Origin of the sequence: Paraburkholderia fynbosensis (assembly GCF_902859935.1) — a bacterium.
GTDB lineage: Bacteria > Pseudomonadota > Gammaproteobacteria > Burkholderiales > Burkholderiaceae > Paraburkholderia > Paraburkholderia fynbosensis.
Window position 1 is genome coordinate 307,141 of record NZ_CADIKI010000007.1, and the last position, 20,193, is coordinate 327,333.

A 20,193-nucleotide genomic window follows, 5' to 3' on the forward strand; every position below is an offset into this window, starting at 1 on the left:
GCGCGGCCCTTTGTTTTTTCCGTTCCTTTTTGTCCGTTCGTTTTACTCGTCGTCGGCCTTCAGCGCCAATGCGCGCGTGTACAGCGCGTTGCGCGACGCGCCGGTGATCGCAGCCGCCACCTTCGCCGCACTGCTCACCGTCAACTCTTCCAGCAGGATGCGCAGGAGCGCGTCGTGATCGTGTTCGCCGGCGGCTTCCGGCGATGCGCCTTCCACCACCAGCACGAATTCGCCGCGTTGCCGGTTCGGGTCGGCGGCGAGCCACGTTGGCCCTTCGGCCAGGGTGCCGCGCTGCAGCGCTTCATGTAACTTCGTCAGTTCCCGCGCGATCAGCAGCTTGCGCTCGCCGCCGAAAGCGTCCGCCAGTGCCTGCACCGTTTCGATAATCCGGTGCGGCGCTTCGTAGAACACCATCGCGTGTGGATGCTGCGCGAGCGTCTGCAACGTCGCGGCGCGGGCCTTCGCTTTCGGCGGCAGGAAGCCGAGGAACGAGAACGTCGCGACCCAGTCGCCGGCTGCGCTTAGCGCCGTTGCGAGCGCGCTTGCGCCTGGCAGGGGGATGACCGGAAAGCCGGCGTCACGGACCGCATCGACGAGTTTCGCGCCGGGGTCCGAAATGCCCGGCGTGCCTGCGTCGGACACGTAGGCCACGCGCTCGCCCGCTTGCAGATGCTCGATCAGACGCAGTGCCGCGGCCCGCTCGTTGTGTTGATGCACGGCGACGAGCGGCTTCGAGATTCCGTAGCGCGCGAGCAGTTGGCCGGTGTTGCGGGTGTCTTCGGCAGCGATGCGGTCCACCAGTCCGAGCACATGCAACGCGCGCAGGGTCACGTCGGCGACGTTGCCGATCGGCGTGGCCACCACATACAGCGCGGCGGCGGGGTACTGCTGCCCTTGTGCAAGTTCGGAGAGAGGAGTCATGAGGCAGAAGACGCAAACAGACGGAATGAGGCCGCCATTGTGCCACGCGGGGTTGCGCGGCTCAGGTGGGGAAGGCGATTGGCGCGGCGGTCGGACTGCGAGCGGGCCGGCGAGTGCGGGGACAGGAGCCAAGGCGCAAAGGAATGAAGCGTCGGCGACCGTGGTGACTACTGTCACGCCGGCAACGACATCCCTCGCAGCACCCACACCCTACAACTTTTCCAAACCCAGTGGGTCCAAGCTCGTCGGCGCGGCTTTCGAGGCGCGTGCGCGAGAATTCCTGCAACGCCAGCGCTTACGGTTCGTCGCACACAACGTGTCGTGCAGGAGCGGGGAGATCGATCTCGTGATGCGCGATCGCGACGGCGTGCTGGTGTTCGTCGAAGTCCGCGCGCGTGCGCAGCGTCGCTACGGCGGCGCGGTGGCTAGCATCGGTTGGCACAAAAAGCAGCGCATCGTGGGCGCGGCGCAGCACTACCTGGCGACGCGCAGTCACGGTTCGCAGGATCAGCCCGTCTGCCGTTTCGACGTGATTGCTTTCGACAGCGGCCGGCTCGTCTGGCTGCGCGATGCGTTTCGGGCCGACGAAGTCTGACGCCTTGCGCGGAGAACGCGTGTGAGTGCGATAAACTTGCGCTCGCGTGCGGGCCGTGAGGCAACGCCGACAACACGGCGAACCGCGCATTGCGCGATGCTTTTTGCGCCCACGTCCTGTGTTGCCGGCGAGGTTCATCGGCGTGGCGCGACTTCGCAATACGACTTCACAACACGGCCGCGCAGTGCGGTCCATTCGCGGTAGAAGATAGAGACTCGATGTCAGTCGAACGCATTCAACAACACTTCCGCGACAGCGCGGCAGTCAAACTCGAAGCCCTCGAAACCCTGTCGATGCCGATCGCCGCTGCGATCGATACGATGTTCGGCGCGCTAGCCAATGGCAATCGCATTCTCGCATGCGGCAACGGTGGCTCGGCGGCCGACGCCCAGCATTTCGCAGCGGAACTGATCGGTCGGTTCGAGCGCGAGCGGCCAGGCTTGCCGGCGATCGCGCTGAGCACGGACACGTCCGTGCTGACCGCCATCGCCAACGACTATTCGTTCGAACAGATTTACTCGAAGCAGGTCTGGGCGCTCGGCCAACCGGGCGACGTGCTGCTCGCGATCACCACCTCCGGCAATTCCGCGAACGTGCTTGCCGCGATCGAAGCCGCGCACGAGCGCGAAATGATCGTGGTCGCGCTGACCGGCAAGGGCGGCGGGCGCATGCAGGAAGTTTTGAGCGATACCGACATTCATGTGTGCGTGCCGTCCGACCGGACCGCGCGCGTTCAGGAAGTGCACTTGCTGACCATCCATTGTCTATGCGACGGCATCGATGCCATGTTGCTGGGCGAAGACTGAGACTGATTTCGAAGGAGAGCTAGTTGATGAGCGTATTCCGCATCAAGAAGACACTGGTGAGAACCGTGCTGGTGGTTGGGTTCGCGGCGGGGCTGTCGGCAACCTTGCAGGGCTGCTTTCTCGCTGTCGCCGGCGCGGCGGGCGGCGGCGCTCTGGTCGCGACCGACCGGCGCACGCTCGGTGCGCAGACCGAAGATCGCGAGTTGCAGGTGAAGGCGCTGTCGCAGATCAGCCAGAATTTGCCAGATAGCGCGCACGTCAACGTGGCGGTGTTCAACCGCCGTGTGTTGCTGACAGGCGAGGTGGCGGGCGACGCGTCGAAGCACCGCGCCGAAAGCATCGTGCGCGGCTTGAACAACGTCAGTACGATCGTCAACGAACTGGCGATCATGCCGGCCAGCTCGTTCTCTTCGCGCACCAACGACACGTATCTTGAAACGCGCGTGAAGACCGCGCTGATCGCGGAGAAGAATATCTCGGCGAACAACTTCAAGGTGGTGGCCGAACGCGGCTCGGTGTATCTGATGGGGCTCGTCACGATGGATGAAGGCAATCGCGGCGCCGACGTCGCGAGCCGCGTGCCGGGTGTCGTCCAGGTCGTGAAGGTGTTCCAGTACATTCAGCCGCAGGAAGCCGCGGCGGCCGCCACTGCGGCAGCCACGGCACCGGTTGCGGCATCGCAGCCGGATGCGGGGGAGCCGACGGTCGGCGCGATTCCTGATTCGTCGGTGAGCGCGCGGCCGCTGGAACAGCAGGCGCCTGCGCCGGTCAGCAATTCGAATTCGGTGCGTCCGGGTAACCCGAAGGCTGTGCCATGAGGCGTGGTGTTGTTGTCGTCGCCGCGCTGATGGTCGGCGCGGCGACGGGGCTCGTTGCGACGGCGGCATGCGCTGCTCCCGATGCGCAGCGTGGCCGGACGGTCGCCAATGCGAATGCCTGCATGGGTTGTCACGCGGTGGACCGCAAATTGGTCGGTCCGTCGTTTCAGCAGATCGCCGCGAAGTACAAGGGCGATGCGCAGGCGCCGGTGAAATTGGCTCGCAAGGTTAAAGAGGGAGGCTCCGGCGTGTGGGGCATGATTCCGATGCCGGCACATCAATCGATGAGCGACGCGGATATAAGGACGGTCGTGGATTGGGTGCTGGCGGGGGCGCCGGAGAAGTGATTGGAGGGGTTACAGGCCAGCCGTTTGGGGCTTGGCAAAAGAGAAAATGGCTGTGCTAGAATTGTTCGCACGTCGGGGGGGTAGCTCAGCTGGGAGAGCGTCGCGTTCGCAATGCGAAGGTCGGGAGTTCGATCCTCCTCTCCTCCACCAGCAAAATCAAAGGGTTACGGCAGATTTGCCTGTAACCCTTTTGTGTTTCTGCGGGGCGTGTAACCGCTGTGTAACTGGATTCGGTCTGCTTAGATCTACCTCGACCCATCATCCAACGTGACCTTTCTGGTGCGGCAGAAACACGCGGCAACGAGTTCGATGAGTTCATCATCCTCGCTCACTTCAAGGAAGTGTCTTGTCACTAACGGGCGCTAGCGGCACAGCCGGTTGATCTCGTTGCACGTCGATTCCACGGAAACTGCTGACCTTGATCACCGTCTTGCGGTAGGCTTGCGGGTCCGCAACCTTACAATATCTTGCAGTATGACCACGGGAAAACACAGCCAGTCTCCAGAAAAACGAATGGCGTTCTTGGAGCGGGTGGAGCACTACGTCAACAAGAGCCCGATGTGGACGCCCGCTGAAGGCGCTTTGTTGGTCAATGGCGTCATGCCGCCTCCCAAAGGCTGCAAGGAGATTCCTGGCGATGCGGCACAGCTTGAAGACCCTGTGCGGCCCGCAACCCAGAGCCAATTGCTTGGTGCTCGCTCGTTGCTGGACAGGTATCGCAGGGACGTCGATAACGGCGCCGCCTCGCAGGCTGAACGCATCACCTCCGATGAATTCCTAGAATGGTGCAAGGATGGCGACTTCCTTGCGACATGGACGCCGAAGCTAGCGGAATTCTTGAGGCACCTCTATCTTCCCGGCGATGCGTACAACCAGTATCCACAAACAGTGGAGGATGAGCTGGCCATGTGGCGGATGGTCATGGCAGCGAAGGAGATGCAGAGCGCGCTTATCTCCCATGCGCGTGCGGCGGGGCCGTCTCCTGTTGGAGTCGTTCCCCCGAGTCTGCAGGCAGACGTCGGCTCCGTGACCGAGGCTGTATCCCGCGCATCCTTGCGGGTTGAAACGATTGGCTTGAAGCGACGTGAACAACAGATCAGGACCATTTTGGCTGGTGCTAGGGAGTTGAAATTCGATCCCCTGAAAATCCCGAATAGGGGGAAGCAAGAGCTCCGGGTATGGTGCAAACAAAATCGTCTCGACCTGTTCGGTAACGGTGATGATCCATTTGACGATGCATGGAAAGAGGCCCGCAAGCGCAACCTCGTCTCTATGGCCAATCAGGCCCTCTTTGCTGCGGGGAGGCGGTAGGGGAAAAATACCCGACGTTTCGCCCCTTGAAACCCCACTAGGCCCCCACTCCATGATGTCAATGCCGATTTACGACGCCACGCATGGCGGAGCGTTTCGGCGTTGACTGCGGATATCGGCACGCGGGCAGCGCCTGAACACGACTCCATGCCTGGCCTCTTTGGAGTCCAACATGGTCCCGCAAAACAATCTCGCTTCCCTGACGCCGCAAGGCATTCCGCTGATTCTTCCGACCGATTGCTTTACTGCAGATCCGGTGAACAGCTTCACCGACGATACGGAGCAGTTTGCGGAACTGAACGGAGTGAAAGCGCAATCGGTCCGCAAACGGTATGCACAGACCGGTAGCTATTTCGGCATCCAGCCACTGAAGCTTGCGAATCGCCGCCTAAAGTGGCCGCATGTGTTCGCCGCTAAGGGGGTGATTTGATGGATCACAACGCCCTCATTTATCCGAATGCCGCGCCTGGTCTACTAGGCCGCATGCTTGCCCGCTTCGGTGACACGCACAAGGATGCTGCCGGCCTTGGCCCGCAAATGCAAGGCATGATCGCCCTCGGCGCGTCAGGCATCGCCAAAGTCGAGCACGACTACGACGGTCATCAATTGTCCCTATGCAGTGCCCATGGCGTTATTGCGGCCGCTAGCTCCGGAAAGTCCTATCACTCCCGTATAGCTCTGCGCTCGGCACAAACATTCAGAGACGCGATACGCAAAACCATGCGGGAGGAGCGCCTGACAAGGAGGACTGAGCGTGACATATGGATCAGCAAATATAGCGCCACCAAGAGCAAGGTCGGTCTAGAGTTTGCGAATGGCGGCGATGCTATTGGTCATGTGCAAACCTTGCATGATCTCGCGCGCGACGAGCCTGCGCTTCCGGTCGAGATGGCTCTGACGATGACAGACACGACGCGCACCGCCTTAATAAAGCAGCTCAGCCTTTGCCCCGTAGGCGGTCTCATCACGCCAGAGGGTGGTCAGGTCTTCGACAAGTGGCGCTCTGACGACTTCCCAACAGTCAATAGCGCGCTGGAAAACGAGCCGTTAGCCCTCAACCGTGTCAAGGACGGCCTGATACAAGCCGATCCATATTTGACCATCATGCTGCCCGTGCAGGACACGAAATTCAACGAATTCCTTGCCCGCCACGGTGCGCAATTCTTCGGCTCTGGCTTGGGCTGGCGGTTCTTATTTTCGATCATCCCCGAATCCTGGGTTGGCACGGAAACCAATCGTCCGCTGACCGATGAGGATCTTGCACTGCTCAAGTGCTACCACGACCGCAGTTATGCACTACTCGGCATGATGGATGCCAGTGTTCGCGCCGGCCTGTCGAACATGGGTGTGAAGGTGTTGAATCAAGCTGCCAAAAGCAGGATGGCAGAGTACCGTCGCCAGCTACGTGAACTGGATCGTTGTGGGCAGTACGCAGCTTGCTCGAGTTTTATCGGAAAAATGCCGGATCATGTCCTGCGCATGGCAGGGCAGTGGGCTGTCTTCGAAGATGTTGAAGGCGACATTCCGGCCGAATACATCGAAGCTGCAATCCAGGTGGTCATGTATCACCTCAATGTGCACCGCCTGCTTCAGGCCAAGCCACCGCGCGAACGGCAGGAAGCGAACGATGCGGATCTCCTGCTTGGCGTTCTGCACGATGCCATTCGCTACGGTCGCCCGCCAACCCGTTCGGAATTGATGAATCTGGCCTTGAACGCTGGCATTAGTTCGGCGGCGCGTTTCGGCAATGCGCTGGGTTTGCTAGGTTCCGAGAAGAAAGTCGAGGTGTCCCGTACCGGCCGCGTGAATCTCGTTCTGTCGAATCAGGCGCAGCGCGCGCCGGATACGACTCGACGGATTGTCTCGCCGATTCCGCGCAATATGGATGGCCGTTTCGACGCTATGTAAATCGTGGGGGGAAAGTATCCCCCTATGTTTTCTTCAAGGATTTCCTATGTCCCTTCCCAATCAAGGCCGTCGCCAGACCTCGAAGCAGGTCGCGCTTGCCGAAGCCCTGGCGCGGGCCGAGCGTCGCAGCGAACACGATGTTGTGGCTTATCTAAATACCATGTTGCATTTTGCTCCTGGAACCAGTGGCGATGCTTTTCTCGTCGGAAACGATGTTCGCCGACATGCCGGATTGAATACTTTCTTGTCGGAGGCAATTCCATTCGATCCAGACGAGCTTCGTATTGTCATTAGCCGTGGTGTACCTCAAGGCGACCGTATATGGCGGCATTTCCCTTTGGTGGCCGATTACTTTCGAGCCTACAGCGCCGATTTTGCGGATAGTCCACTTCGGTCTATTTTTTTCGACGTCGTGTCACATGACAAGTATTGGCGTGGCCCTTGGTGTATTTTCGACAGACAGGCTGCGGCACTCGAAAAAGATTACCATCGTGCCGCGACCTCGGCATTTATTGGTCTGATAGACAATATGCGAATGACGGCCCTAGCGAAAAAAATCTGGCGTCAAATGGAGCAATGGTCGTTTCCGGCAAACGGCAATGTGGTGCGCGCGAATGATTACGCAGCCTATCTGTTCAATCGTTGCCCTGTGGTCTCGGTTGCCGAGTGGGAGATGTGGTATCCGAAAAGCGCTATTACTGACGCTAACGACGCAGCCGATCGAAAAATCGCGCTCGAATACCAACAGGATCAGGACCGTCAAGCCAAACTGGCGGGTATCAAAATTGACGCGGTTGATACGGAAACGCAGGTGAATGCGATGCCCGTTTTACCGATCGACGTGCTGGCACGTGATCTGCGGATAATCTTCGAAAATTTGGGTAATAAGACTTCACTCTCGAAGTTCAAGATCGGCCACGCTTGCAGTATCGAGTGGTCAAGAGTCGTCGGGCATTCGGTCCATCTGATGATGTTTTTCGATGGCAGCGAAGTGGTCGATCCGGCATCGCATGCTGACCTGCTCGGAGACTACTATGCCGAGGTGACTCAAGGCCGCATGGCCTACGTCAACTGTAATCGGCAGAATGATCGATATCCGGAGGCTCGCTTGATTCATGCCAATGACGAACAGGCGCGCAGCGCCCTATTACGTCGGCTGCTGCTTTGGGCGCAGAAGGAGCAATTCCTTCGTGTGAAGGCGTCGTCGGGTTTCAGAACGTTCCGGACGGGCGACATTCCTCCGCTGTGGCGCGCGCCCCCCCCGAAGGGCGCCGTGTCCAAAGTACCTGATGAGGGGGGAGCTACTTTGGACATCCCCGTTTAGCGGCGGCAGGGTGAGTTTATGGCTCTCAGTGTTCGGCGCGACGAATCGATGGCAGCTCAAGCCGATCTGAATTGACTGGCTTGTCTGGCTGGTTTCGTGAATGCCGAGGTTGCGCCGGCACCAACGCCGAAGACAAGTATTGTGTCGCGAGCTATTTGAGGATCGGCTCACCTGATGGCGAAATAGAAGCTCCTGTCCGAAGTAGCCCCGTCTCTGCGGGTACTTTGGACACGGGCTTTTTTTTGCGGTCAAACGTGGCGTAGAGAAGACGTGAGTGGAAAACGGTGCGAATAAATTTTTGATATTTTCATTCGCGATTCGTTGCATATTTGGGGGAAGAAAAAATCCATATAAACGCAATAGTCTATCGATGCCATATAGGGCTAGTGTGGTTCTTTCATTGGTTTAGTGGTTCATCAAAAACTGCAGTCCCTATGTAATAAGTTTGACATGAGATGTTTTATAAAGTAAAAATATTCAATATCCATCTAAGAGAAGCATTTAAATTAACAAGACGTAGGCATTATAGGCTACGTCTATTGGTGATGAGTTTCCAGTCTTGAGCCATCTATTCAAAACGATATCCAATCAATAATTTTCTATCGCATGACTTGATCTGTTGGCACAACAACCAACGAGGTCAATCATGTTCGATAGCAGCAAGAAATACTGGTTTGATAAGAATGATGATCCATGTACCCAGAAACGCAAGAAGCAACGCTATATCAGAAACCGGATAACGGGTCTGGACTTTGAAGATGAAATGTTTGATGAACGAAAGAGCTATCAGATACTTTTCATCACTCTGAACGTCAAGGAGCTATTCCGCGATGATGTTGGCTTCAGAACGATGCAGCGATTTCGCCGTAAGTTATTCCAGCGGATAAAGGATGCCACCCGTGGAATTCTGCGTGACATACACGGACTTTGTTGGCGACAGGAAAGTGGTGGCAGGGGTGATGAGAACCATCACCTCCATCTCGTTGTATTCGTTCGTGCAAGCCGGAGAGATCACGTGACTGCATGCGAAGAGCTAGGCTTGGAGTGGCAGCGCATTACACATTGGGGAGATTTTCACAGCGGCAACCGTTATGCCCATTCGTACAGGAACAAATGGGGCGTAGCAGTGGGTTATGTCCACCGCGATGACGATGAGAAACGTGAGGCGTTACGCAAGCTCATCGGTCTGTATATGGCCAAGGTCACGCAGGTTCCTATCGATTGCGATGAGGACGACAAGCTGTTCGGCACTCGGAAATCTACCGCCGAGTAGCGCTACTCGGCCTCGGGGGAAGGATAACCAACCATATGCAGGGTCAGAGGTTGGCAGGCGACAGCTCTATTCGTTCTCTTGCTTGTGGTGGCACAACGTGCTCTATAGCCCGCAAGATCGGGCGTTTGCCGAGTTCGAACGCGAGCGCGAATTGCAGTGGCACGGACGCACGTTTGGCACGTCGAGACTTGACTGAAAGCTTCCACTTCACTTGACGGACTAGGTTTCGGAGTTTAAGGGGCGGAGGCGAACTGTCCTCGCATGAAAACCTTCTGCACGGCTGGAACCCCCGCTGGTCATAGGTTTCAGGGGGGGCGACGCAACCTATGGGTGCAAGCTCTTAGCCAGCTAAAGCGGCGGATGGCCTAATCAGCTGTTCGACTCCAAACCCCCCTTACCAAAACGCAGTCGCCACTTTGAGCGGTCCAGAGAAGGCAGGTCGCGCACCTCGATTTCCGAATCGGCCGCGCGCTTGTAGACGGCGACGGATCACGCGACGTTCGCCGTCTTGCTTTCTGAGCGGCTATCGTCGGCGCGCCGATTCCGCAACTGCCAGGGCGGAGACCGGTCACAACCGGACCTTGGGGCTGCCTTGATGAACTGCCATTCCTCCGGAGCAGCCGGTCACTTTACATTTCTCGTCGCGAGTGCGCCAAGTCGAATATCACAAGCGTGCCATCTTCGCGCTCGCCCCAATTCGCTCGCTGGTTTAGCTCCACTCGCAGCATCTTGCTTGCAGCATACTCGCCAAGCGCATGGAGTGCATCGGCCAGTGAGTCAGGATACTCATCCCCCACTTTGCGATCACGTAGGTTCGCGGCCGCCATTATCAAGCCATACGGATGATGCTTGCCGATCTCCTGCACGTTGATGTGGTTCGCAATGGCGAGAGCCTTCAGCGAGAAGACCTCCGGGAGTTTCTCCATCAGGACCGCGTGGAAGGGGCCAGCATCCCCCTGCCCCTGATTAACCGCATGCTTGACGACTTTAGGAAAGTGCGAGTTGGTGCCGGAAAAGTGGAGAAGCGCTGCATAGTCGGCTTCGGATCGCGTTAGCTTGACAACAAAGCCTGCGTCGTCGGCGTCCAGAACCAGCGCAAAGGAGCCTCCGCCGACTTTGGATTGCTTGGCAAACGCCGCCCTCACCCACACCTCCGCGTGCCGCGTCGGCGCTACGTCATTAATATCCATGTACACGGTCCGTACCCGACAGAAGGTGCCCGTAAAGGTCGAACACACTCTCGTCGACCCAAACGAGGCGCAAGTGCTCGTCAAGGCGGATGAGGTCGTTGTCCAGCGCGCGGTGCAAATCAGCGCGCAAAAGAATCCCATCGTCTGCACTGTTTTGACCGACCGACCAGTTCCGGCCAGGCAGGTGCGCTGCGTCCAGCAATTGGCCCACCGTGCATCCCGTAAGAGCGCAACGATCGTTGAATCGCTCGAACAGCGCCCGACGGAATGCGAATTGATCGGGGCGAATTGGGGCGCGTGTGAAGCGCTTGCCAGTGTTGCTTCCGTGGTTAGTGGGCGAGTCCTGAGCCGATTGACCATTTCCGGCGTTGTCTGTTTCCGCGGCCGGACTGATGTCGGCGAAAATCTCCTCGCCAATGCGATGCAGTGCGGTCATTTTGTAAAGCGCGACCGTGTCGCCCGACTTACGGTTTTCAGCAGCTTCGGCGCGATGACCGAAGACAACATATGCGGTCAAATATTGTCCGGCGTCGATCTCCTCGACCCGCTGTCTCCAGGTAGAGATGCCCGTGCCGGAGGCGTAGAGGGCTCCCCTGTTGGGCTCGCCCGGCCAAATGCGTGCGACGCCGTTGTCAAAATCGGCTTCCTCAACCCAAGAGAGATGAACGATTTCGCGTTCGCGATAAGCATACCCATCGCGACTGAATCGCTCGAACCCGAGCCGTTCGAGCTGGGCGGCGGCGTGCGGCAGATCTTCACCTACGTGGTCCAACGTGCCGAGAGCTTGACGATTCATTTCCCCGAGGCGCGCGCGCGAAGCATCCTGTGCTTTTTGCGAAAAGAACTCCGGGTGATCGAGGACCGTTCGCTCAAACAGAAGATGCTCGAATCCGGCAGCCTTTAGCTCCTTGTATCCGCTGCTTTCATGCGCGCTCTGAACAATTGAATCGGCGAACGACAACAACGTGTGCTTGCGCGACTTGAGTTTCGGGATGGAGCGATTTGGCCGGTTATTGAACATCCAGACGGCGGCCAGGCCATCGACTATTTTCTGCTCGACGGTGCTAAGAGGTTCCCCTGTATATTCGATGGCTGCGATCACCATCTCTTTGTAAAACGACAGCTCGCGTTGCACGAATGCGCGTTCGACCTCAGCGGTCATGCGGCCGAGCCGGACAACGTTTTCACGTAACGAGCTCAGCAACGCGCGTGAGTCAACCTTGTCGATCTGTTCAAAAACGTCAGCCAATTCGCACTTCCTTTACTTGGTTCACGCGTCGAAGAAATGCGGGAACGTTGCACGCGGTCAGCGTCTATGCAGGGCAGGAAGGGCGCTGCACATGCGCAGTCCTCGTTCCGCGCCCAACGTCGACCGAGCGAGGGCGAGCCCTAATTCACCCAAACGGATTTGGAGATGACGCGGCGCAAGTTGAGCGCCGCGCCAGCCACTCGTCAAATCCGATAGTCTTTCAGCATCGCATTGGAAAGCACGTCCCCGCGGGCGAGAATGTGATTCTCGTTCCACGCGTCGGTGGTCGCAAGGCAAAGGGACCTGTTGCCATGGCGGTAAGCGACCTCATTTAGCACCATTCCGTTTTGGTAGCCGATGCTTGCCTTCTCGCCAGCCACCGTAACGGTGGTCTTCTTCTGTTTGTCCGGGAATGCCGCGTCCGAGAGGTTTGAGTTGTAGGCGGACAGGGTCAGGTTCCCCAACAAGTGTGCATGCTCATCCTGGATGGTTGCCGCCTCGTCCTTGTCCCCATCGGCCAACATTTCAGCCCACGCCTTTTTGAGCGGTGTTCCTTGCGGCAGCACATGCTCGATCGTCCAAACATAGCGGCCCTTTTCGTCGCGACGCCAGAGATCGACGAATTGCTCTTTGGTCATTCGGGTTTCCGCGTATCGACACAGAAGATAGCGGGCCATGCTCGGGTTATACCAATACAGGTGATCTTTGAGCGCGCTTTCAAGATCCTCATCGGAGGCGGGCGCGTCGCCGCGTGGAGCGTTTAGCATCGCGTCGCGGACGAAATCGTAGGTGATCACAGCCTTCGAGTGCGACACAACCGCCTCGGATTTCTCGATGAGATCGACGAACAGCGCGTCCAAACGGTTGGTCGCTGGCACGCCTGTCAAATTGCGTCGAACGAAGAAGCGAGCCAGCAAGTCGATGACTTTATCGACGTCGGTGGCTGAGCATTTTCCTTTCGACTCGCGGTCAAAGAGGTAAAGCAGGAACTGATAGCTCGGCCGCGCTTCGATGTGTGCAAGGTTGATCAGCCGTTGCTGCCTGCTGGCGGATAAATTCGCATCTTCTGGATTAGTTATGGCGCCATAAAACACGGCGCGCGCCGCTAAGTCGTCCAGCAGCGTCTGGGCGTCATTTTTGATTAATTGATCGAAAATATCGATAAGCTTGGATTTTGTGGCGCGGTTTGCGCGCGGGACGCGCCTGCCGGGCTCGAACTGAAAAGCATTATAGAAATGGCGCAGATAGCTCTCGTGCAGGCCGGTCTCGGAACCGAGCCGCTCCGTCATCGCTGACCAAGTCTCGAAGGCTTCGTCGATTGATCCCGGCGTCTGCCGTTCGAGCGCAGCGAGCATCGCATTTTTGATGATGTCCAAGGCCGAGAGCGGAACGCCGCGATTATTGATCGCTTCGAAAAGACGGAACGCGTCCGATTGGCTTGCCACCTTGATGTGGATGAACACCAAAGAGTTGATGCGCTGCGTGAGCAGCTTCAAGGTTGCGATGTCGTCGGGAAGCTCGTCGGTCAGATAACGCAAGCACTTGGCGACCCGCCTATTGCCCCAATTCCTAGGCTGCTGAATGTCAAGCGCAGGCAGTATTCCAAAATGAGCGAGAGCGTAAAGATAATCGTCTCTATTGGAGTCTTGCGAGGACGGCAGAAGGCGACTGAAATAGTCAGTGCGTCCCTTGCGTCCGACGAAGAAGTCGTTCGCGATGGAGCCACCTGACGGAGAAGGGGGAAGCGTTTCCTCTTTCTGATAACGCTTCTCGCGCACGACTTTGCGGCGGATATCGTCGGCGATTTCTTTCAGGTCTGAGCGGTCATCTTCGTCGAGTTCGGAGTCGTCTCCTTGGTCTGTGGCGATCGTATAAATCTCATTGAGCTTCGTCCAAACAGCAACGAGGAGGCAGGAAATAGTGGTGAGGCGTTGCTGACCGTCAATGAGCTCGAAAATGCGTGGCTCACCAGGCGCCCCGGAACTGACGTCGACGCAAATGACCGAGCCCATGTAGTGACCGTCACCGTCGTTTGCGTCGTCGTTGATATCGTCCAAAAGTTGTTGCCAGTCATCTGCCGTCCACGAATACGGTCGCTGATATTTGGGTATCCGGTAACTTTCTTGGGTGCCCTCGATTGTCAGAAGCTTGCTTAATGGTTGTTTTGACGGTTCCATTTTTGTCGTTTGATGGTCTCAAAGAATTTAATCGCACTCGCGTCCCGCAACAAGAGAATATCGCAGTCGAGGGCCTAGGCAAAGCAGCGTCGACGACTGGTCCATTGTTGTTTGTGACGAGTGTGGATGAGGGAGGCGCATGCTCGAATTTGACCGTCAGGAGCTCTTTGTTTCTACTCAATTCGCATGATTTCGTGTGGACGCCTTGGTGACGCCGCCGTATGCCTTGTCGATCTGTGCGAGCTCGTCTTCTCTGATTGCTCGAAGCGGGCGGGCTCTTGGTGCAGGCCATGAGGTGTGGTCATCACAGCGTCGGCGGAGGCAAGTTGCCGAAACGGCATAGCGAGCGGCCTGGTCAGCTGTTCGGTTCCAAACCCCTCATTTGTGGAGGTCTGCCTTGGGCCACCAAAACGTCGAACATGCAAAGCTCAAGAACTGGGTCAGTTTGCCGTTAAAAGAAAGATAGCCAATCGACCGTTTCTCCGGATTCCCTTCCCCGATATGCTGGATCGAGAAATCTTGCAGGTTCTGCCCGATGCTGGCAGAGACGAAGAACCGCTTTCCACTCCCGATGTGCATCGCAAGCTTAGCGTTACGCTGCTCGACCCTCCGGTTGTGAAGACCGTGCAGCGCCGGCTGGAGGAAATGCTGAAAGACCGTTTGGTTGAGGTGAGGCTACACGGGCGCGCTAAGTACTGGAGAAAGGTTGCAGGCGCAAGCGGTCTCGCTGCCAAAGCTGGGGGTATGATGACGCACGATGAGGCGTTGGCCCTGCAGACCTTGCGGCGCTTTGCAGCTTGGCGAATTCCAACGTTGGTAGCGGAAGCGCTCACTCCGCTGTTCGATGTGGCTGGCAAGCGACTCGCCTCAGTCAAAAGCGAGCATGAAGGCCGCTATCGCAAGTGGATCGAAAAAATTGAGGTCGAGACCGGAACCTTTGCGCTGCGATATCCCGAAATTGATGCCGATATCTTCCGCGCGGTGTCGCAGGCACTGTTTAATGAGCAGCAGCTCGAAATGGTCTATCAGCCGCGGGCCAAGGCCGACAACGCCGATGCGAAGATCGTTCACCCGCTTGGACTCGTTGAGGTTGGCGGCCTAGTTTATCTGGTAGCGGCTATGTCGCGACATCCAGAGCCGGCGATGTACCGGCTCGATCGCCTAACACGCGCAGCTATGCTGCCCGGATCGTTTTCATGGCCACGCGGATTCAAGCTGTCGGATTACGTGCGGGAGCAGCGCCAGTTTGATTTCATGGTTGCAGGCAAGATTGACCTGAAGCTGCGGTTCAGGCGGGGTACGGGCAACCACCTGCTTGAAGCACCGCTGTCCGATGATCAACGGGCTACCCAGATTGGTGATGTATTGGAAGTGTGCGGTACGGTGCCGTCGAGCCAGCGGCTGCGATGGTGGTTGAGAGCGTTCGGGCCAAACGTCGAGGTTCTTCAGCCGGCGAGTCTTCGAGATGAATTGGCGGCAGAAGCACGGGAACTGGGCGCGATTTACGGTGGGCAGGGCGCATCGTAATTGTCGGACACGATTTGTCCTACGAGGCGAATATCCTGAGAAGACAGCACAACGGTGCTGTTTTACTGAACCCAAATCGGAGAGCGCTCATGTTTAACAATTCCCCGCTGCAACATCTAGCCGCGTTTGCAATCGTTTTCGTTTCCGCAGTATTGGGAACCGCGGCAGTTGGGGCATATATCGATTCAGTCAAGGCCGACATACAGCGCGGATAACCTCGTATGCAGCTGATGGCGGGTACTGGATGGCCCGCAACACAAACGCACTCCGCCGGACACAAGATGACTGCACCTCCTGCACCTTTTATGCTGCGATGTGGCAAATGCGAATGGAAACATACCTTCACCCCGCGCAGCGATGTACTTGTACCGAACAACGACATTCGCTCACATTGCCCTCGATGTGGCTCGCTTGCATTGGCGCGTGTGGAGCCGAATATTATTGAACGGATATCTGGGAGGTGTCGGCAAATCTGGTCGCGTATATGACTTGGGACACTTATGAGGCAAGTGTTCCAGCAGTGTTGGATGAGATTAGGTGCCTGCGCGTAGATCTGGAAGTATTTGAGAAGCTGGGGCCGGCATTTGATCTGGCTGCGGAATCGTGTCAGAGCTTTGGGCTGGAGGGAGTGTTTTTTCTGCGGATGCTTGATGTGATGAGGTTGTGACGACATCTACAGTCGCCGGTCGGGGACGCCCCGATAGCACGCGCGCTGTGCGGGGTAACGAACCTGTAGCCGAAGAGGTGATCGGTTTCGCATATTCTTCCCGATGGCAGGAAGGCGTTCCGCGGGGGGATTGGTACGTCGAGCTTAGGCGAAGCCCAGCTCGTTACTCGCGTTTTGCATGCGGCGATCTACGCGTGGATTGAAAAAATAGTGGCGGGCGAGGGTCTGTCCAATCAGAGGTGCGGCATGGCTTACGAATTGAATGAATCCATCATGGATCTTCCCGCGCTCAAAGTGCACGATGAAACCATCGAGGTAGTGTATGACTTCCGCGTGGCTCCCGTCGATGCGGTCTCGCCGGAGTTTTCCGCCTCGGAGCAGATCCTTGCTGGTTTGGGGCGCGTTGAGAGCGAGATTTGGGCTGCGCGAGATCGGGCCGATACACTCGACCAGGAAATTGACCGCCTCACCAACCACGCGGATGGCATTGATAACCTGGTGGCCGTAGGCAGCGGCTTGCTGGCCGGTCTGATCGATGTCTTGTGGGTGGGCGAATTCGACTTCAAGCGTGGTAAGGCTTGGAGTAACCGCACAGTAAACGACTTCGTCATGAAGGTCGCCAAAGAGCAGGGCTACGAGGGGGAGCGGCTGGACGGCGCCATCAAGCACCTGGAAAAGAATTTCAAAATTCCCAGCGACAACATCTGGAAAGGCCAAGATGCAGGCATCACGCCTAAAAGTCATCACCTTGATGACCTAGCGCACCACCCTACTCCAATAGGGCTGTTCTTTTCTATTCTGACGCAGTTCACGAAGAAGGGGTATTTTCAGAATGGTGAAGGCACCTTTTTGCCCATCAGCGTCGATGAAAAGGGTTTGGAACTGATTGGCTCCGATTTTCCGTCAAAGATATTCTGCGGTACGGTCAATTGGTTTTTCCACTTGGTGAGCGACATGTCTGGCAGCAACAAGACTGCGGGCGAAGGTATGGGCATCCCTGGTCCTATCATGTCTCTGCTCAAGGAACTCGCGACCGTTCCGGGTTTGAACAAAACTGGCTTGCCTAAAAAGCTAAAAAAGGCCTTTGAGAAAGGGAAATTCGACCTGCGCTCTGAATTAGCTGTTGCACACGAAGTGGGGCGCCAGGCGATACCCGTGTTGATTAACGAAGTGCTGGTTCGTGCTTTTTACTTTATTCGCCGTTTGGTTACCGAAGTAAAGGCAAAGCGCTCGTTCGAGGGAATCGAGTGGGAAAAAACCCTGCCGTGGAAAAATCGCACAATAGTGCGGATGCTGACCATCGCAACCGGCACCTTTACGGCCGTGGACCTCGCTGACGCAGCCATCCGAGCGGCATTGAAATCTGGCGATTTGGCGACCTTTGGGGCGCAGCTGCTGCTGCGGGTTAACTTCGTGGGTGTCGGCCGCTTCGTGGTCGCTGTGTATAGCGACGTGTCGATGGGCTCTCAACGGGAGAGGCTGCGGGATGAGCGTATCGCGATGTTGAGCGAGCAACTGCATTGGGCCAATGCCAAGGTGGCCTATTTGCAGGCCGATGTGTGGCAGACATCTGAACACACGGAAACCAGCTTGCGGGAAGCCGAGCAGATGATGCACCAATCCATCGATATCTTTGCACGTACTTGGGAGGAAAATCGTATCTCGTTACGCCAGATCGGCCAGATGCGGGCTGATATCCAAGCTCACAATCCTCGACTCATTAACGACATTCAGGACCTCCTTAAGTGGGGTTGATTGGTATGAACGCCCATCCAGAAATGCAAGACAACGTTTCCGAAGGACAAGAAGTCCGGCTCACCGTCGACGAAAAGACGCTCCCTGAACTCATCCACGGCCAAATTGGAAAGCTCAACGAGCTGGATGCCGGGGTCAAGAAGGCACTCGATGCTGCAGGGAAAGCCGAACAACGTGCCAAGGCCGCGCGCGCACAGTCAGCTGAATGGAGCCTTTTCGGAGACAAGAAAAAGGAAGCCATCGAAGAACTGCAGAAAGCAGGTGTCGAGCTGGCTGAAGCGGTACAGTTAGGGACCCAAGCGCAGAAGCTTTCGTTCGAATTTCAGGCACGTCTTATAGAGGTTACCAAGTATCTCTTTACCCTGGGGGTAAGCAACATTGCCGCTAATCGTGCCGTGGTACGCGAGTTGAAAATGCGCCTGAGCGGTGCGTCAGCGGAGGAACTTTCTGATTTGGCGCAGCAGGAAGTGATGTCGGTGATTCGGCAGTTGCAGGAGCAGGAAGACTTGCTCAAAAAACAAGAGCAGGTGAAGAATGCGCTGACTAGGCACGACTCCAAGATCACCCATCTGCTGACTCTGAATGATGAACTGGCTCTCAGCTTTAAGAACCAGGACGAGCAGCATCTTGTCCTGGCCGGCAAAGTCGACTCGATGAGCCAAATCTCGAAGCAGCAGCAAGATGATGTTTTGAGTCTACAAAAGCAGGCCGCCGCTCAGCAGACAGGGCTGGGAACGCTTGCCGACGCACTGACCCAAACGCACTCCAAAGCAGAAGAGGCCGCCGCGAATATGCTGGCGCGGGCCGAGGACTTGGATGTCCGGTTCAAGGAGCGGGACGCGCAGCAGCGTGCCCTTGCCAGTACGATCCATGCCATGGAGCAGGTCTCGAAGTCGCAGCAAGAGGACGTCTCGGCGTTGCGGCAGCAGGTTCTGTCGCAACAATCGGATCTGGACAGGCTTACCACTGCACTTGCCGAGGCGGGCGCACATGCAGAACGGGCGAAGACGAGTCTGCGCTCAACCTTAAACCTGCGAGCAGCCCTGTTGGTCATCTGGGCAACAGTGGTGCCTGTGGCCCTTCACTTTCTGCGATGAGGCCTCTTAGTGGGCGTCGGGCTAGCTAAGGCTGCCGCGTAGCGCAGACAGAACGACTTGCCGCCCTAACGCCGCAAGAGCGAACTTGGCCGTGTATTTGTCGAAGACGTAGACAGCCGACAGCGGCACCGCTGTGACCACTATTCGGAAATCCTGAAAACGCCCGAGAAAACAGGCTTTTTTCGATTTTTCGCTCATCGTGTTGGTTGCTGAGCCAACGATCCGACATGCCAGCGTTGTGGGGGATTGCAAAAAAATAAAGCCACCTATCCCGTGAGAGGTAGGCGGCCTCCAGGCTCCCGAGTTACTGCGATGCCGATGGCTGCTGACCCGACGCGATATTGTCGGGGACGTCGAGCGCATAGTGAACGTGGTCGTCGCCCCTGTGACTGAGCAAATCCTTCATTGTCTTTTGCCAGTCCCGGTTGAGTTGCGTGGTACTGCGATCCTGCTTCACAAGTTCGACGCCGGACCATGCGGGTACGGCTTCGTCGTCCCGGACATGCCACTGAAATATCTCGCTTGCCTGGGTTATGCCGCCGTATGTCTTGTCAATCTGAGCGAGCGTTTCTTTCTCCTGCTGCTCGAAACGAGAGCGCTCCTGTTGTACGCCGGTCTGGTTGTTCCGGGCATCATCCAGTTCCCGTTGTGCCCGCTCGACGGCGGACTGGGCCACTTCCATCGCGCTTGCGCTGTTGACGATGCCCTGTTTCAGCGCCTGCGGGTCTTTCGGTATATCTGCACCCGACGGCGCGTCATTAGCCTGCAACTGCGCGAGCTGACTCTGGGCATCGGCAAGCTGTTTTTCCAGTCGCTCGGGACTCTCGATGCTCTTGGTGGTCTGGTCGAGGCCATGGTAATAGCCTTGGAAATCGCGCTGCGCATCGCTGATCTTCTGCTGACGGAATGCGGAAAGCAGCGCCGCCCCATTCTTCAGCTCGCAGCGGTATTCCACGACCGTCCGGTTCGTGTCGTCCTTGAACGTGTGCCAGCTATCCTTCTCGCATGAGGCCCGATTCGAGATAGCCGTCTCGTAGGTATGGGTCGAGTCCTGCGGAACGGTTGCAGCCTTGACCGCGTCGATTTCGGAATGGCCGCAGCCGGCCAGTGCCGCGCTCAGGAACGCCGCCGAAGCAAGAGTGGTGAATTTCGTTTTCATCGGTAACAAAGTAGATGGGGGAGCGGCGCACACAGCACGATAAAATCGCGCTCGCCAGATGAAGAAAGC

Annotated in this window: 18 protein-coding genes and 1 tRNA gene; 13 read left to right on the forward strand and 6 right to left on the reverse strand. The window is 57.2% G+C overall.

Annotated elements, in window-relative coordinates; translation table 11 throughout:
* Positions 1-42: 42 nt before the first annotated feature.
* Positions 43-921: a 16S rRNA (cytidine(1402)-2'-O)-methyltransferase gene (gene rsmI / locus HV770_RS14505; RefSeq protein WP_175160576.1), complete on the reverse strand. Its 879-nt coding sequence runs from the start codon at positions 919-921 to the stop codon at positions 43-45.
* Between the two features lie 37 nt (positions 922-958).
* Here rsmI and HV770_RS14510 point away from each other — a divergent pair, with 37 nt between their 5' ends.
* The 10 genes from HV770_RS14510 (at position 959) to HV770_RS14555 (ending at position 9,303) form a co-directional block, all read left to right on the forward strand.
* Positions 959-1,516: a YraN family protein gene (locus HV770_RS14510; protein ID WP_425497423.1), complete on the forward strand. Its 558-nt coding sequence runs from the start codon at positions 959-961 to the stop codon at positions 1,514-1,516.
* Positions 1,517-1,734: 218 nt separating this feature from the next.
* Positions 1,735-2,322 (forward strand): phosphoheptose isomerase, encoded by a 588-nt coding sequence (locus tag HV770_RS14515; RefSeq protein ID WP_121316327.1) that lies wholly within the window; start codon positions 1,735-1,737, stop codon positions 2,320-2,322.
* Between the two features lie 26 nt (positions 2,323-2,348).
* Positions 2,349-3,140 (forward strand): BON domain-containing protein, encoded by a 792-nt coding sequence (locus HV770_RS14520; protein ID WP_175160578.1) that lies wholly within the window; start codon positions 2,349-2,351, stop codon positions 3,138-3,140.
* A complete protein-coding gene (locus tag HV770_RS14525) occupies positions 3,137-3,487 on the forward strand; it encodes a c-type cytochrome (RefSeq protein ID WP_175160580.1) in 351 nt (116 codons plus the stop codon). The genes HV770_RS14520 and HV770_RS14525 overlap by 4 nt, the downstream gene beginning before the upstream one ends.
* A gap of 74 nt (positions 3,488-3,561) precedes the next feature.
* Positions 3,562-3,637: transfer RNA gene (locus tag HV770_RS14530), tRNA-Ala, on the forward strand.
* A gap of 324 nt (positions 3,638-3,961) precedes the next feature.
* Positions 3,962-4,798 (forward strand): hypothetical protein, encoded by an 837-nt coding sequence (locus tag HV770_RS14535; RefSeq protein ID WP_175160581.1) that lies wholly within the window; start codon positions 3,962-3,964, stop codon positions 4,796-4,798.
* Between the two features lie 172 nt (positions 4,799-4,970).
* Entirely contained in the window at positions 4,971-5,228 is a 258-nt protein-coding gene (locus tag HV770_RS14540; RefSeq protein WP_246290915.1) for a hypothetical protein, read from the forward strand.
* A complete protein-coding gene (locus HV770_RS14545) occupies positions 5,228-6,706 on the forward strand; it encodes a DUF3987 domain-containing protein (protein ID WP_175160582.1) in 1,479 nt (492 codons plus the stop codon). The genes HV770_RS14540 and HV770_RS14545 overlap by 1 nt, the downstream gene beginning before the upstream one ends.
* A gap of 46 nt (positions 6,707-6,752) precedes the next feature.
* A complete protein-coding gene (locus HV770_RS14550) occupies positions 6,753-8,030 on the forward strand; it encodes a hypothetical protein (RefSeq protein ID WP_175160583.1) in 1,278 nt (425 codons plus the stop codon).
* Positions 8,031-8,676: 646 nt separating this feature from the next.
* The gene (locus HV770_RS14555; protein WP_175160585.1) at positions 8,677-9,303 is read left to right on the forward strand and encodes a hypothetical protein; all 627 of its coding nucleotides are present in this window, start codon (positions 8,677-8,679) and stop codon (positions 9,301-9,303) included.
* A gap of 629 nt (positions 9,304-9,932) precedes the next feature.
* Here the strand turns inward: HV770_RS14555 and HV770_RS14560 are convergent.
* The 3 genes from HV770_RS14560 to HV770_RS14570 form a co-directional block, all read right to left on the reverse strand.
* Positions 9,933-10,493, reverse strand: a complete 561-nt coding sequence (locus tag HV770_RS14560) for a hypothetical protein (RefSeq protein ID WP_175160587.1) — start codon at positions 10,491-10,493, stop codon at positions 9,933-9,935.
* Positions 10,483-11,742 (reverse strand): HNH endonuclease signature motif containing protein, encoded by a 1,260-nt coding sequence (locus tag HV770_RS14565; protein ID WP_175160589.1) that lies wholly within the window; start codon positions 11,740-11,742, stop codon positions 10,483-10,485. Before HV770_RS14565 ends, HV770_RS14560 begins: the two co-directional genes overlap by 11 nt.
* Positions 11,743-11,945: 203 nt before the next feature.
* Complete coding sequence (locus HV770_RS14570) at positions 11,946-13,919, reverse strand: DUF262 domain-containing protein (RefSeq protein ID WP_175160591.1); 1,974 nt, start codon at positions 13,917-13,919, stop codon at positions 11,946-11,948.
* Between the two features lie 501 nt (positions 13,920-14,420).
* Here HV770_RS14570 and HV770_RS14575 point away from each other — a divergent pair.
* The 3 genes from HV770_RS14575 (at position 14,421) to HV770_RS14585 (ending at position 18,965) form a co-directional block, all read left to right on the forward strand.
* Positions 14,421-15,446, forward strand: a complete 1,026-nt coding sequence (locus tag HV770_RS14575) for a helix-turn-helix transcriptional regulator (RefSeq protein WP_175160593.1) — start codon at positions 14,421-14,423, stop codon at positions 15,444-15,446.
* 913 nt (positions 15,447-16,359) lie between these two features.
* Positions 16,360-17,868, forward strand: coding sequence for a hypothetical protein (locus HV770_RS14580; RefSeq protein ID WP_217468602.1), 1,509 nt, complete (start codon positions 16,360-16,362; stop codon positions 17,866-17,868).
* A complete protein-coding gene (locus HV770_RS14585) occupies positions 17,859-18,965 on the forward strand; it encodes a coiled-coil domain-containing protein (protein WP_217468603.1) in 1,107 nt (368 codons plus the stop codon). Before HV770_RS14580 ends, HV770_RS14585 begins: the two co-directional genes overlap by 10 nt.
* Before the next feature lie 21 nt (positions 18,966-18,986).
* Here the strand turns inward: HV770_RS14585 and HV770_RS14590 are convergent, their stop codons facing one another.
* Both HV770_RS14590 and HV770_RS14595 read right to left on the reverse strand, forming a co-directional pair.
* Positions 18,987-19,163, reverse strand: a complete 177-nt coding sequence (locus HV770_RS14590; RefSeq protein ID WP_175160192.1) for a hypothetical protein — start codon at positions 19,161-19,163, stop codon at positions 18,987-18,989.
* A 106-nt stretch (positions 19,164-19,269) separates the two neighbouring features.
* Complete coding sequence (locus HV770_RS14595; protein WP_175160597.1) at positions 19,270-20,124, reverse strand: hypothetical protein; 855 nt, start codon at positions 20,122-20,124, stop codon at positions 19,270-19,272.
* Between the last annotated feature and the right edge of the window lie 69 nt (positions 20,125-20,193).

Coding starts and splice junctions, on each gene's coding strand:
- HV770_RS14555 (WP_175160585.1), top strand. CDS start 8,677: ATGTTCGATAGCAGCAAGAAATACTGGTTTGATAAGAATGATGATCCA.
- HV770_RS14580 (WP_217468602.1), top strand. CDS start 16,360: ATGGCTTACGAATTGAATGAATCCATCATGGATCTTCCCGCGCTCAAA.
- HV770_RS14595 (WP_175160597.1), bottom strand. CDS start 20,124: ATGAAAACGAAATTCACCACTCTTGCTTCGGCGGCGTTCCTGAGCGCG.
- HV770_RS14535 (WP_175160581.1), top strand. CDS start 3,962: ATGACCACGGGAAAACACAGCCAGTCTCCAGAAAAACGAATGGCGTTC.
- HV770_RS14560 (WP_175160587.1), bottom strand. CDS start 10,493: ATGGATATTAATGACGTAGCGCCGACGCGGCACGCGGAGGTGTGGGTG.
- HV770_RS14570 (WP_175160591.1), bottom strand. CDS start 13,919: ATGGAACCGTCAAAACAACCATTAAGCAAGCTTCTGACAATCGAGGGC.
- HV770_RS14515 (WP_121316327.1), top strand. CDS start 1,735: ATGTCAGTCGAACGCATTCAACAACACTTCCGCGACAGCGCGGCAGTC.
- HV770_RS14525 (WP_175160580.1), top strand. CDS start 3,137: ATGAGGCGTGGTGTTGTTGTCGTCGCCGCGCTGATGGTCGGCGCGGCG.
- HV770_RS14520 (WP_175160578.1), top strand. CDS start 2,349: ATGAGCGTATTCCGCATCAAGAAGACACTGGTGAGAACCGTGCTGGTG.
- HV770_RS14550 (WP_175160583.1), top strand. CDS start 6,753: ATGTCCCTTCCCAATCAAGGCCGTCGCCAGACCTCGAAGCAGGTCGCG.
- HV770_RS14545 (WP_175160582.1), top strand. CDS start 5,228: ATGGATCACAACGCCCTCATTTATCCGAATGCCGCGCCTGGTCTACTA.
- HV770_RS14575 (WP_175160593.1), top strand. CDS start 14,421: ATGCTGGATCGAGAAATCTTGCAGGTTCTGCCCGATGCTGGCAGAGAC.
- HV770_RS14540 (WP_246290915.1), top strand. CDS start 4,971: ATGGTCCCGCAAAACAATCTCGCTTCCCTGACGCCGCAAGGCATTCCG.
- HV770_RS14590 (WP_175160192.1), bottom strand. CDS start 19,163: ATGAGCGAAAAATCGAAAAAAGCCTGTTTTCTCGGGCGTTTTCAGGAT.
- rsmI (WP_175160576.1), bottom strand. CDS start 921: ATGACTCCTCTCTCCGAACTTGCACAAGGGCAGCAGTACCCCGCCGCC.